This is a genomic window from Actinoplanes sp. NPDC021490, assembly GCF_055562135.1.
Window position 1 is genome coordinate 278,986 of the sequence record NZ_JBVHFW010000011.1, and the last position, 12,904, is coordinate 291,889.

9 protein-coding genes are annotated in these 12,904 nt (G+C 71.2%); 4 read left to right on the forward strand and 5 right to left on the reverse strand.

Annotated features, from left to right (window positions below; genetic code table 11):
* Positions 1-4 precede the first annotated feature (4 nt).
* Together ACZ3I4_RS27925 and pdhA are read right to left on the reverse strand one after the other, a co-directional pair.
* Positions 5-994 carry an alpha-ketoacid dehydrogenase subunit beta gene (locus ACZ3I4_RS27925; protein ID WP_465385067.1) on the reverse strand — a complete coding sequence of 330 codons (990 nt, stop codon included), beginning with the start codon at positions 992-994 and terminating at the stop codon, positions 5-7.
* Positions 991-2,130: a pyruvate dehydrogenase (acetyl-transferring) E1 component subunit alpha gene (gene pdhA / locus ACZ3I4_RS27930; RefSeq protein ID WP_465384973.1), complete on the reverse strand. Its 1,140-nt coding sequence runs from the start codon at positions 2,128-2,130 to the stop codon at positions 991-993. Before pdhA ends, ACZ3I4_RS27925 begins: the two co-directional genes overlap by 4 nt.
* Positions 2,131-2,569: 439 nt before the next feature.
* Between pdhA and ACZ3I4_RS27935 the strand changes: the two genes are divergently transcribed.
* Entirely contained in the window at positions 2,570-3,931 is a 1,362-nt protein-coding gene (locus ACZ3I4_RS27935) for a hypothetical protein (protein ID WP_465384974.1), read from the forward strand.
* Positions 3,932-3,946: 15 nt separating this feature from the next.
* Here ACZ3I4_RS27935 and ACZ3I4_RS27940 read toward each other — a convergent pair whose 3' ends face one another.
* From ACZ3I4_RS27940 to ACZ3I4_RS27950, 3 genes are read right to left on the reverse strand one after another with little or no spacing between them, the layout of a single operon-like run.
* Positions 3,947-5,158: a hypothetical protein gene (locus tag ACZ3I4_RS27940; RefSeq protein ID WP_465384975.1), complete on the reverse strand. Its 1,212-nt coding sequence runs from the start codon at positions 5,156-5,158 to the stop codon at positions 3,947-3,949.
* 37 nt (positions 5,159-5,195) lie between these two features.
* Positions 5,196-6,884 carry a GTPase gene (locus tag ACZ3I4_RS27945; protein WP_465384976.1) on the reverse strand — a complete coding sequence of 563 codons (1,689 nt, stop codon included), beginning with the start codon at positions 6,882-6,884 and terminating at the stop codon, positions 5,196-5,198.
* A complete protein-coding gene (locus ACZ3I4_RS27950) occupies positions 6,881-8,515 on the reverse strand; it encodes a GTPase domain-containing protein (protein ID WP_465385068.1) in 1,635 nt (544 codons plus the stop codon). Before ACZ3I4_RS27950 ends, ACZ3I4_RS27945 begins: the two co-directional genes overlap by 4 nt.
* A gap of 575 nt (positions 8,516-9,090) precedes the next feature.
* Here ACZ3I4_RS27950 and dnaK point away from each other — a divergent pair.
* The 3 genes from dnaK to dnaJ all read left to right on the forward strand — a co-directional run bounded on the left by dnaK (position 9,091) and on the right by dnaJ (position 12,888).
* Positions 9,091-10,983 (forward strand): molecular chaperone DnaK, encoded by a 1,893-nt coding sequence (gene dnaK / locus ACZ3I4_RS27955; protein ID WP_465384977.1) that lies wholly within the window; start codon positions 9,091-9,093, stop codon positions 10,981-10,983.
* Complete coding sequence (gene grpE / locus ACZ3I4_RS27960; protein ID WP_465384978.1) at positions 10,980-11,618, forward strand: nucleotide exchange factor GrpE; 639 nt, start codon at positions 10,980-10,982, stop codon at positions 11,616-11,618. Before dnaK ends, grpE begins: the two co-directional genes overlap by 4 nt.
* A gap of 67 nt (positions 11,619-11,685) precedes the next feature.
* Complete coding sequence (dnaJ, locus tag ACZ3I4_RS27965; RefSeq protein ID WP_465384979.1) at positions 11,686-12,888, forward strand: molecular chaperone DnaJ; 1,203 nt, start codon at positions 11,686-11,688, stop codon at positions 12,886-12,888.
* Positions 12,889-12,904 lie beyond the last annotated feature (16 nt).

Consider the following 12,904-nt stretch of genomic DNA (forward strand, 5'->3'; position numbering starts at 1 on the left):
GGCGTCACCAGCCGAACGAACGGTCGACGGCATCCAGCACCCGATCGAGGTCGGGCAGGTACTCCTCCTCGACCCGGGCGGCCGGGTAGGGGATGTCGTATCCGGTCACCCGCAGCACGGGCGCCTCGAGCGAGTAGAAGCAGTTCTCGGTGATCCGCGCGGCCAGCTCGGCGCCGAGGCCGATGTTGCCCGGGGCCTCGTGCACGACGACGGCGCGGCCGGTCTTGCGTACGGAGGCATAGATCTTGTCGTAGTCGACCGGGGAGAGCGTGCGCAGGTCGATGACCTCGAGATTGCGCCCGTCCTCGGCGGCCGCGGTGGCCGCCTCGAGGGCCGTGCGGACCATCGGCCCGTACGCGAGAAGGGTCGCGTCACTGCCCTCACGAGCCACCCGGGCCTGGTGCAGCGGGTACGCCCCGGACAGCTCGCCCTCCAGGTCGACCTCGCCCTTCTCCCAGTAGCGCCGCTTGGGCTCGAAGAAGACGATCGGGTCGTCCGAGCGGATCGCCTGCTGGATCATCCAGTACGCGTCGGCCGGGTTGGAGCAGGTCACGACTTTGAGGCCGGGGGTGTGCGAGAAATACGCCTCGGGCGACTCGGAGTGGTGCTCGACCGCGCCGATGCCACCGCCGTACGGGATGCGGATGACGATCGGCAGACGCACCTTGCCCATCGAGCGGTAATACATCTTCGCGACCTGGGCCACGATCTGGTTGTAGGCCGGGAAGACGAACCCGTCGAACTGGATCTCGCAAACCGGGCGGTAGCCGCGGATGGCCAGGCCGACCGCGGTGCCCACGATGCCGGCCTCGGCCAGCGGGGTGTCGATGACGCGGTCCTCGCCGAAGTCCTTCTGCAGGCCGTCGGTGATGCGGAAGACGCCGCCGAGCTTGCCGACGTCCTCGCCCATGATGACGACCTTGGAGTCGTGCTCCAGCGAGCGGCGCAGGCCGTGGTTGAGGGCCTTGCCGATGGTGATCGTCTCGGCCATCAGTGGTCACTCCCCTCGAACGAGGCGTGGTAGTCGGCGAACTGACTGCGCTGCGCGTCGAGCTCGGGCGAACCGTTCGGATAGACGTGGTCGAACATGGAGATCGGCTGCGGGTCGGGCATCGCCAGCACCCGCTCGCGCAGGCTCAGGGCGAGCGTCTTGGCCGATTCGTCGACCTCGTCGAAGAAGCCGTCGTCGCCGAGCTGCTGCTTGGCCAGGAACGCGCGGAGCCGCGAGATCGGGTCCTTGGCCTTCCACGACTCGACCTCGCTCGCGATGCGGTAACGGGTCGGGTCGTCCGAGCTGGTGTGCGCGCCCATGCGGTACGTGTAGGCCTCGATCAGCGTCGGGCCCTGACCGTTGCGGGCGTGGTCGAGCGCGGCCCGGGTGACGGCGAAGCTGGCCAGCACGTCGTTGCCGTCGATGCGTACGCCCGGGAAGCCGTAGCCGGCGGCCCGGCGGTAGAGCGGGATGCGGGTCTGGCGCTCGAGCGGCTCGGAGATCGCGTACTGGTTGTTCTGGCAGAAGAAGACCATCGGGGCGTGGAACACCCCGGCCCAGACGAACGCCTCGTTGACCTCGCCCTGGCTGGTCGCGCCGTCGCCGAAGTAGGCGATCACGGCCTCACCGTCGGGCGTGCCGGTCTTGCCGTCCATGGTCACGCCCATCGCGTAACCCGTCGCGTGCAGGGTCTGCGAACCGATCACGATGGTGTAGCCGTTGAAGCGGTGCTCGTTCGCGTCCCAGCCGCCCTGGTCGACGCCGCGGAACAGGCCGAACGGCATGATCGGGTCGATTCCGCGGGTGTAGAGGACGCCGTGCTCGCGATATGTCGGGAACGCCATGTCCTGGGGTCGCATGGCCCGTCCCGAGCCGACCTGCGCCGCCTCCTGGCCCAGCAGGCTCGCCCAGATCCCCAGCTCGCCCTGGCGCTGCAGGGCGGTCGCCTCGGCGTCGAGCCGGCGGACCGTCACCAGGTCGCGGTACAGCTCGCGGTACTCGTCGTCGGTGAAGTCGACGGAGTACGTCATGCCGTCAGCGGTGGTGACGCTGTCGACACGTTCGCCGTCGGGGGTGAGCAGTTGGACGAAGCCGCCCGCGGGGGCATCGGCCCCCACCGTGCTTTCGCCGTTCGCCATCGAGTCTCCCTGTTCATCTCTGCGCCCGCGACGGGTGTTGCCCGTCCGCGCGGCGGACCGCTGGTCGCCGCGCCTGGCCCGGGTGAGGTTGCCGCGCGACGTATCGGCGCGGGCCTGGACCCCGCCGGGGAGTGACGACCCCCACCGCGCCCCGCTGGATCGGCGAAGCGACGGCGGCGGTGCCGTCGCCCCCATCCTGACAGAGAACGTGAGCCCCGTTACAGGTCAGGTCGATCACAGTCGAGAAATTCGCCCGTCATATCGGTGCCCTTATTTGTCCAAATAAGCGGCTTTCGTACGGTCACTACCGTACGAACGGCTGTTTTGTGCCGCTGCCGATATGCCCATGCGTCGTTCATCGGTTAACCGCGGCGGATCAATGTTGATCATTGCAGCCGGCCGCGCCCGTGGACGCCGACACTTGAGGGGGAGCCCGGCCGTGCCGGACCAGCGCGACGACGACCACCTCGTGCCGCCGATGAAGGTGATGCGCAAGCGGCTCAACGGGGTGTACCGGGCCGACACCGGATTTTCCGGTCCCACCCGTCGTTATGTGCTGATTGTGGCAATGCTGGTGGGGCTGGCCTCGGTGCCGACCCTCGCGGCCATTACCGCGGGCTCGCGCGAGCTTTCCGGCGGGCGCACGGACACGATGGACATTCCGTTCCTGCCGCCGCCCTCGTCCGGACCTGTCCGGCAGTATCCGTCGCAGATGCCGCCGTCGTCGGCGCCCGGTTCGGTGAGCGGCGCCGCTCAGGGGGCGTCCAAGAGCGCGGGTGCCGCCGTACGGGCGGGGGAGCTGCTCGGGCAGGCCGGCGCCCGCGAGCCGGCGCCGTCGGGTGACCGTTCGACCGGCGGCGACCGGGACTCCGGGCGCAGCACCGGCGGCTCCGGCCGCGGCGATGACGACCGCGGGGGCTCGGACCGCAGCGGCGGCCGCAGCAGTGACGGCGACCGTGGCGGCCGCGGTGACGGCGACCGCGGCTCGGGTGACGACCGTGGCAACTCGGGTGACGACCGTGGCAACTCGGGTGGCGACCGTGGCAACTCGGGTGGCGACCGCGGTGGATCTCCCGGGGGTGGGTCGCGTGACGACAAGCCGGGTGACGGTGGATCTTCCGGGGGCGGGTCGCGTGACGACAAGCCCGACGACGGCGGATCTTCCGGGGGCGAGGCGCCCGGAGGCGTACGGGACGGTGATGGTGTTCCCCCGACCGGCGACAAACCCGGCACCGGGCGTGACGACCCCGCGAACTGGGGTAGGAAGCCGTTCGTACCCGACCTGCCCCCGGTGCCCGACGAGTCGTCGCACGGGGACGAGCCGGACGACGACGAGGACGACGACCCGGGCGCGCCGACCGTGCCCGGCCTGCCCGAGGTGCCGGACGACCCGGACGACTCCGAGTTCTCCGGCCATCACGATCGCGAGCCGGCGGATCGGCCCCGCCACCGCCGGTGCGAAGAGAGCAAGCGCAGCAAGCAGACCCGCAGTTCCGAAGCCCGTCACCGGTCGCGTGACCGGTCCGAACACAGCCGGAGGTCAGCTGTGGCCGAACGTTCGAACAACATCCGCCCGTCCAGCATTCTGGATCGCAGCTTCTCCAACCTCGGAGGTGGCCACCACGGCCGCCGGCTCATTCCGGAGGCGCGCTCGGACGAGAACCAGAACCGCTCGTATCGCGGCAGCCACCGGGCGAGCAGCCTGCACCACGCCGACGAACAGACGGCCGAGCAGCAGCGCAGCTCCCGCGTCGGCCGGCACCACGCCGAGCACAGCGAGGATCTCTCCGGGCGCTGGTAGGCGCGCCGGCGAACCTCAGGCGTCGTCGAGCCGGTGGCGGTTGGCCTCGATCCAGGCGTCGATCGCTTCGGTGTCGTTGGGGTCAACGCCCTCGGAGATCAGCTGGGCCACCGCGGCCGTCGCCGGGCTGCGCTTCTCGCCCGTCGCGTAGAGCCGCGCGAACTCGGGGATCATCTCCTCGAGGACGTGGTCGGTCTGCTCGGCCGCGGCTGTGGGCAGGTTGCGCCGCCGGGTCGCATACGCCGACCAGGCGCGCGTCACCCGGGGCAGCATCGCGGCGTCGTCCATGTCGAGGACCGCACGCCGGTGCACCCAGTCGAGCAGGAACAGCCCGGCCACCGCGGGACTCCAGCGCATCGGGTCGGGATCGGGCAGGCTCGCCGCGTGGTCGAGGATCAGGCTCAGGCAGAAGTGCAGCGAGGCCAGTTCGTCGTCGGCCTGCACCCGGTCGAGCCCGAAACGCGCCGCCTCGGGTGAGGACAGGAATTCCCGTACGAGATCGGTGCTGTTGATCGCGGGCGGCTCGGACAGCGGCGGGACGGTGGCCGCGGGCAGCAGGGCCAGCCGCGCGCCGGCCAGGGCCCGGTCGGTGGCCAGCGAGCCCTCACCCGGCAGGTCGGTCAGGGCGTCGGTGATCTCGAGGTGCCGGTCGACCTCGCCGCGCAGGCGTCCCGGGTCTTCCTCGCGGAACCAGGTCAGCTCGTCGTCGTCACACATCTGGCGCACCTGCTCGAGGATGCGCTCGGCCGACGACCCGACGTAAATGTCCTTGGTGATGCCGATGTTGTGGTCGACCAGCGCGACGACCGCGTGCTCGGGACCGCCGGCGTCCTGATCCTCGTACGCGAAAGTCACCAAATAGGACGTCTGATCACCGAAGACATCCCCGTACGCGTAACAGCCCGTGTGCCGGACCCGGCCGAGCTCGACCGTCCACGCCGGCGCCTGTGAGCCCCGGCGCACCTGGGCCGCGCCCTCGGCGTCGGGCACGAGAGCCGCGAAGACCTCGCGGATGGTGGTGGCCGACGCCGTGCGCCGCCGGGAGGTCGCGGACAGGAATTCACCGACGAATCTGCGAACGGCGGACGCGCGGTCGTCGCGGGCCACCGAGTAGACACTGCCGAGCAGGGCGGTCCCCAGCATCTCGGCGTCCAGCGCGCAGTCGAGCTTCGCCACGTCGCGGGCCGCGTGCAGGACCGCCTCGTACGGAGTCTGGGGTGCGGGCATGTCGCGAGCCTACCCGCCACGGTGCGTACCGGGACTACTACGAACGCACGGCAGTGAGAGCTTCACGCGCTTGTGCGTAGGAGTTCAGCACCTCGCGCACCGGCGCCACCACGTACTCCCGTCCGACCTCGTTGACCGACACCCGTAGTCGCTGCTCGGCCCGGCGGCGGGCACGCCGGGCGCCCCACTCCACGGCCGGGCGCAGGATCAGCCAGAACAGCACCCCGAGCAGCAGGCCGCCGAGCAGCATCATGGTCGGCAGCGGCACGATGCCGATCTCCGGATTGTCCATTTCGGGCAGACCGAGCACACGGAGGACGTACCCGAAGATCAGCCAGCCCAGGCCGAACACGGCGGTGGCCAGGAAGAGCCAGTGCAGCGCCCCGACGACCCGCCACCACAGCGGGGTCCGGGCCATGCCCAGGTCGGTCGTGCCGATCGCCCGGTCGAGCGCGTCGGACAGGTCGGCCGACCGGGAGCGTGCGGCGTTGGTCAGGGCCGGCTTCCAGACCTCGGGCAGCGGCGCGGCCGCCCGGTCCGAGACCGCGCGTACGGCCAGGCTGACCGCGGACCGCTGAGCGGCGTCGGCCTCGGGCAGCGAGGTGCGCGGCACCAGCTCGGTCGAGGGGACGCGCGGCTCGGGCTTGTCGCCCGAGGTCTCCGCGGGCGGCTCGTCCAGGTGCAGCCGGCGCAGCGGGTCGGGACGCAGCCGGCGCAGGCCGCGGGTCAGGGGCCAGCCGGTCGCGGCCGCGGCCCGGTGCCGATAGGCGGCCGCGGTGGCGTCGGCGACCGCGCCGACCCCGGCCGAGACGGCGAGCGCGTCGGTGAGCTGGCGGACGGTGGCCCGGTCGACCTCGTCCTCGGCCGCGGGCGGGCCGAGCATGCCGGTCAGCGGCTCGCTCACGGTTTCCAGGTCGCCCGCGACGCGACGCAGCACGGCCTGCCGCTCGGCGACCGTGCTCTCGAGCGATCCGCGCAGGTCGGCCAGCATGCCGGGCTGTTTGGCCGAGGTGGCCAGCACCGGGGCGTCGCCCAGGCCGTCCTCGTCGAGCAGACGCTTCAGGTCGGTCAGCACCAGCTCGGTGTCCGCCGCGGACAGCCGGTCGGCCTGGTTGAGCACCACCACGGTGACCGCGGCGTGCGAGCGGAACTGGGAGAGATAGGCCTGGTGCAGGATCCGGTCGCCGTACTTCTGCGGATCGACCACCCAGACGATCAGGTCGACCAGGCCGAGCAGCCGGTCGACCTCGAGCCGGTGCCCGCGCTCGACCGAGTCGAAGTCGGGCAGGTCGAGCAGCACGAGCCCGCGCAGCGAGGCCTCGTCCTCACCGTCGAGAGCGCTCTCCCGAATGAACCGGTGCCGGGGCAGCACCCCGACCCAGTCGAGCAGCTTGTTGGCCGGCTCGAGCGGGCCCCAGACGCAGGCGTGCGCGACGCCGGTGGTCGGCCGCCGCACGCCGACCGGCGACAGCTTGAGCCGGGCCAGCGCGTTGAACAGGCTGGACTTGCCGCTGCCGGTGCTGCCGGCCAGCGCGACGACGGTGTGGTCGCGCGAGAGGGCCAGGCGGTTGCCGGCCCGCTCGACCAGCGTGTGCGCGGCCACCAGATCGCTGTCCGGAAGATGCGGGTCGACCAGTCGCAGGAACCGGTTCAGCGCGTCGAGCCGCTGCACCAGCCGCTCGGCGTCGACCCGGTCGCCACCCCGTACCTTTTCCACCAGGCTCATGCGCTCCCCGTCAACGCGAGTTCGGTACGGGCAGTCTCCACGTCGGCCGCGGCCTGCCGCAGCCGGGCCCCGGGTTCCTCGTCCACGCCGGCGGCGGCGAGCCGATCGGTGAACCGGGCCGCTTCCTCGTCGAACAACTTGCCCGCCCGCAGCAGCAGATCCTCGCGGGCCTGGGTGGCGAGCGTACGGATGGCCTGATCCCCGAAGATCGCCTCGAGCACCTTCTGGGCGGCGACCGCGCTGCCGGCGCCCGCGGCGAGCTCGAGCCCGGTCGGGATGAACGCGGTCGACGTGAACACGGCGATCATCACGGCCAGGCCCGCGCCATTGACCGCGTACGCCGCCCCGCGCGCCACGACACGCTTTTCCGCGCCCTCGGCCCGCACCAGGCCGAGCACCCAGTGCTGCCAGTCGCGCACCAGGCGGTCGGCCCGTTCGGGCAGGTCGGCCGACGATCGCTGTAGTTCCGGGTCGAGCAGGGCGGCCCCGGCCGGATGCGCCTGCCAGGCCGAATACGCCTGCTCGGCCGCGTCCGCCGCTATCCCGCGCAGCAGCGTGACCAGTTGCGACTCGAGCGCCACCTGGAGGTTGCGCCCCGGGGCGGGACGTCCGGTCAGCGCGGCCACGAACCGGTCGCGCATCCGGCCGACCCGGTTCTCCAGAGTCTTGAGGAACTCGCCGGTGCCGACGAACTCCTGCCAGCGGGCCAGCACCTCGCCGCGCAGCAGCCGGCCGTCGCGCAGGCCGTCGGCCATCGTCTGCCGGCCGGTGCGGTAGGCCGCGGTGACCCGGTCGCCCAGCGCCTTGGCCGCGCGGGCCTGCTCGTCAGCCGCGTCGGCCAGGCCCGCGACGGCCGGGCCGAGCGACATGAGCGCGCCGTCCAGCGTCTGGCGCACCACGGCCGCTCGGGCATCCGAGTCGGCCGCGAGCCGGTCGAACCAGTCGTGCAGCGGGCGGATGACGTCCTCGCCGATCAGGCCCTGGCCGTCGAGTCGCGTCTCGGGCAGCACGAACAGCGGCGCCGCGCCCAGTTCCCGGACGTTCAGCATGTCCTGCAGGTGGGTGGCGATCTCGGAGGCGGCCTCGGCCGGCACCCGGTCGAGCACCAGGGCGATCACCGTGCCGCGCAGGCGGGCGGTGGTCAGCAGCTCCCAGGGCACGGCGTCGGCGTACCGGGCGGCGGTGGTGACGAACAGCCACAGGTCGGCCGCGGCGAGCAGCTGGGCCGCGAGCTTGCGGTTGCGGTCGACCACCGAGTCGATGTCGGGCGCGTCGAGGAAGGCCAGGCCGGCGCCGAGGGCGGGGGCCGAGACGAGCTGGAGGGCGCCGGCGTCGTTGCTGGGCTCGCGGGTTCGCACCAGCCCGGGCAGCAACCGGCCCTGCTGGAACCAGGGCAGGTCGGCCGGGTTGCTGACCAGCACCGGCGACTTGGTCGTCGGGCGCAGCACCCCGGCGCTGCTCACGGGAGCGCGGACCAGGCTGTTGACCAGCGTCGACTTGCCGGCGCCGGTGGAGCCGCCGACGACGACCAGCAGCGGCGCGTCGAGCCGGGCCAGGCGGGGCAGCAGATAGTCGTCGAGCTGGGTGGTCAGCGCCGTGCCGATCCGCTGGGCCTCCTCGGCCGAGGGCATGATCAGCGGATACGCCGTGCCCCCGATCGCCGCGCGCAGGGCGCTGAGGGCCTCGGCGAGCCGGCCGATCGCGGGTGGCGCCTCGGCGATCTTCTGCGCATCGGCCTCACCCAGATCCGCGGGACGGACATCGGTGGTCTCCGATGTTGCTGGCTCGGGCTCAAGCGGCTGACGGGGCACGATGGATTCAGTACCCTCAGAGTGGTCCGCTGAATCGGCGGCCATCGCGCTGACCTGCGCTTTCTCATCCGCAGAGCTGGATTGCTCATCCGCAGAGCCGGCCTGGGGGGCGGTGGCGGGGTCTTTTATGGCGGCGGGTGCGGCGGACAGGGCCGACGGACCGACCGCGTCACCGTGCGTCGTCACGGGTAAAGAGTGCCCGATCTATGCATGCGGGACAACAGCGGCCGGTATGCCGTGACCGGACAGGTATCTACCGAAGTGCTGCTGCCCTGTGAGAACTCTGGCAGTTGCGCCGGGGAGACTCAACTTCACTTGACGATGTGCACGCCCGTGGCATCATTGAGTCCGTTGCACTCAACCTTCTCTGAGCAACCCCGAAGCGAGGAACCACCATGGCACGTGCGGTCGGCATCGACCTCGGCACCACGAACTCCTGCGTCAGCGTTCTGGAAGGAGGCGAGCCCACCGTTATCGCCAACGCGGAGGGCTCCCGGACGACCCCGTCCATCGTCGCCTTCGCCCGCAACGGCGAGGTGCTGGTCGGCGAGGTCGCGAAGCGCCAGGCAGTCACCAACCCCGACCGGACGATCCGTTCGGTCAAGCGGGAGGTCGGCACCAACTGGTCGATCGACATCGACGGCAAGAAGTACAACCCGCAGGAGATCTCGGCGCGGGTCCTGATGAAGCTGAAGCGCGACTCCGAGGCCTACCTCGGTGAGACGGTCACCGACGCGGTCATCACCGTGCCGGCGTACTTCAACGACGCGCAGCGCCAGGCCACCAAGGAGGCGGGCGAGATCGCCGGCCTCAACGTCCTGCGGATCGTCAACGAGCCCACCGCCGCCGCCCTGGCGTACGGGCTCGACAAGGGCTCCAAGGAGCAGACCGTCCTGGTCTTCGACCTCGGCGGCGGCACCTTCGACGTCTCCCTGCTCGAGCTGGGCGACGGTGTCATCGAGGTCAAGTCGACCTCGGGTGACAACCACCTCGGTGGCGACGACTGGGACCAGCGGATCATCGACCACCTGGTCAAGACGTTCCGCGGTGAGCACGGCATCGACCTCGGCTCGGACAAGATGGCCCTGCAGCGTCTGCGCGAGGCCGCCGAGAAGGCGAAGATCGAGCTGTCCGCCGCCACCACCACCAGCATCAACCTGCCGTACATCACGGCCGGCCCCGACGGCCCGCTGCACCTCGACATGTCGCTGAGCCGCGCCGAGTTCCAGCGCATGACCCAGGACCTGCTCGACCGCTGCAAGGGCCCGTTCGAGTCCGCGATCAAGGACGCCGACGTCAAGCTGGCCGACGTCGACCACGTCATCCTGGTCGGTGGCTCGACCCGCATGCCGGCCGTGGCCGAGCTGGTCAAGAGCATGACCGGCAAGGAGCCCAACAAGGGCGTCAACCCGGACGAGGTCGTCGCCGTCGGCGCCGCCCTGCAGGCCGGTGTGCTCCGCGGTGAGGTCAAGGACGTCCTGCTGCTCGATGTGACCCCGCTTTCGCTGGGCATCGAGACCAAGGGCGGCATCATGCACAAGCTGGTGGAGCGCAACACCACCATCCCGGCGCACCGCTCCGAGGTCTACACGACCGCCGAGGACAACCAGCCCTCCGTCCTCATCCAGGTCTTCCAGGGTGAGCGCGAGATGGCGGCGTACAACAAGAAGCTCGGCACCTTCGAGCTCAGCGGCATCGCGCCGGCGCCCCGCGGCGTCCCGCAGATCGAGGTCTCCTTCGACATCGACGCGAACGGCATCGTGCACGTGTCCGCCAAGGACCTGGGCACGGGCAAGGAGCAGAAGATGACGATCACCGGCGGCTCCGCGCTGCCGAAGGAAGACATCGAGCGCATGATGCGCGACGCCCAGGACCACGCGGACGACGACAAGAAGCGCCGTGACGACGCCGAGTCCCGCAACCTGGCCGAGCAGCTGCAGTGGCAGACCGAGAAGTTCCTGGCCGAGAGCGGCGACAAGCTGCCCGAGGAGAGCAAGAACAAGATCGGCGAGGCGCTGGGCGAGCTCCGCGGCGCGCTGGGCGGCACCGACATCGAGAAGATCAAGTCGGCCCACGAGCGGCTGTCGCAGGTCTCGCAGGAGGCCGGCTCGCAGCTGTACTCGCAGGGTGACGGCACGCAGGCGGCTCCCGGCGCCGACGGCACCCAGGGTGCGCCCGGTGGCGCGGCCGGTGCGGCCGGCGCGACCGGCACCCCGAACGCCGGTCCGGCCGCGGGTGGCGCCGACGACGTCGTCGACGCCGAGATCGTGGAGGACGACAAGAAGTGACTGCCACGGACGACGAGAACGACGGTCAGGCGACCGAGCGGGTCGTCATCCGGGACCGCCGCAAGATCGATCAGGCCGAGCCCAAGGCCACCACGGCCAAGGGCAAGGCCTCGGTCGGCGCACACCGCGCAGCCGAGCCCGAAGACGAGGCACCCGTGACGGACGAGAAGCCTGAGACGGTGGAGACGAAGCCGGCCCTGGGCGCCGAACTGGAGGCGCTCCGGTCCGAGCTCGAGGAGCGGACGCACGACCTGCAACGGGTCACCGCCGAGTACGCCAACTACCGCAAGCGGGTCGACCGCGACCGGGGCGCGGCGGCCGAGCAGACCACCGGTGCGGTGCTGACCGGACTGCTGCCGGTGCTGGACGACATCGACCGGGCTCGCGAGCACGGCGATCTGGTCGGCCCGTTCGCCTCGGTGGCCGAGGCGCTGACCACGGTGACCGGCAAGCTCGGGCTGGTGGCCTTCGGCGAGAAGGGCGACCCGTTCGACCCCAACCGCCACGAGGCGGTCGCACACCAGACGTCGGCCGACGTCACCGAGCCGACCTGCGTCGAGGTCATGCGCCGCGGTTACACGCTGGGCGAGCGGCTGCTGCGACCGGCAATGGTCGCGGTGGCCGACCCGGAGTGATCTCACACGTTCGTCCCGCCTGCCGCATCGCGGCAGGCGGGACCTGCCGCAGGAGGGGGGAGGCGGGATGAGCTCGAAGGACTGGCTCGAGAAGGACTTCTATGCCGTTCTCGGCGTGCCCAAGTCCGCTCCGACCGACGAGATCAAAAAGGCGTACCGCAAGCTCGCCCGCGATCTGCACCCGGACCGGAATCCCGGTAACAAGGAGGCGGAGGAGAAGTTCAAGGCCGCTTCCGAGGCGTACGACGTGCTGTCGGACGACAAGAAGCGCAAAGAGTACGACGAGATGCGCTCGTTGTTCGGCTCGGGCGCGTTCCGCCGCGGGGCCCGTTCCGGCGGTGGCGCCCAGTTCGACCCGTCCGACCTGTTCGGCGGGTTCAGCGGAGCCGGTGCGGCGGGAGGCGCCGGCGGCGACCGGCGCTTCGGCGGCGCCGGATTCTCGGACATATTCAGCTCGATATTTTCGGGCGGCGGCCCTGGAGGCGGCGCCGCACGCCGTGGCGGTCCCCGCCGCGGCCGGGATGTCGAAACCGAAGTGACGCTCGACTTTGCGCAGGCTGTGAAGGGCACGACGCTGCCGCTCACGCTGCGCTCGGCGGGCGAGTGCGAGACCTGTCACGGCAGCGGCGCGAAGCCCGGCACATCTCCGCGAACCTGTCCGCAGTGCGCGGGCAGCGGCCTGATCTCGCGTAACCAGGGATCCTTCAGCTTCTCCGAGCCCTGCCGCGACTGTCAGGGCGCGGGGACGATCGTCGACCAGAAGTGCCCGGAGTGCCGCGGCACGGGCGGGGTCACCAAGAACCGCACGATCAACGTCCGGTTCCCGGCCGGGGTCGCCGACGGTCAGCGCATCCGGCTCAGCGGCCGGGGCGAGCCGGGTGACCGGGGCGGGCCCGCGGGCGACCTGTACGTGCAGGTCATGGTGCGACCGGACGAGCTGTTCGGCCGTACCGGCGACGATCTGACCCTGGTCGTGCCGATCACCATCGCCGAGGCGGTGCTCGGCACGGATCTGCGAGTGCCGACGCTGGACGGCCCGGTCACCCTGCGGGTGCCGCCGGGCACGCCGAGCGGCCGCAAGCTGCGGGCGCGCGGCAAGGGAATCACACGTAAGGACGGGCCACCCGGAGACCTGATCGTCACGGTCGACGTGCAGGTGCCGGGCGGTGTCACCGGGGAGGCCCGGGACGCGCTGGAGCGGTTCGCCAAGCTGACCCCGCCCGCCGGGCGGGAGCGGCTGGAGGCTCGGGTGCGCCGGAACGCTGGTTAAGACGGACGGGGATCGG

Bases quoted from the DNA above. Each gene is read 5' to 3' on its own strand.
- ACZ3I4_RS27940 (WP_465384975.1), bottom strand. From the start codon at position 5,158: ATGCCCGCACCCCAGACTCCGTACGAGGCGGTCCTGCACGCGGCCCGC.
- pdhA (WP_465384973.1), bottom strand. From the start codon at position 2,130: ATGGCGAACGGCGAAAGCACGGTGGGGGCCGATGCCCCCGCGGGCGGC.
- dnaJ (WP_465384979.1), top strand. From the start codon at position 11,686: ATGAGCTCGAAGGACTGGCTCGAGAAGGACTTCTATGCCGTTCTCGGC.
- ACZ3I4_RS27945 (WP_465384976.1), bottom strand. From the start codon at position 6,884: ATGAGCCTGGTGGAAAAGGTACGGGGTGGCGACCGGGTCGACGCCGAG.
- dnaK (WP_465384977.1), top strand. From the start codon at position 9,091: ATGGCACGTGCGGTCGGCATCGACCTCGGCACCACGAACTCCTGCGTC.
- ACZ3I4_RS27950 (WP_465385068.1), bottom strand. From the start codon at position 8,515: ATGCCCTCGGCCGAGGAGGCCCAGCGGATCGGCACGGCGCTGACCACC.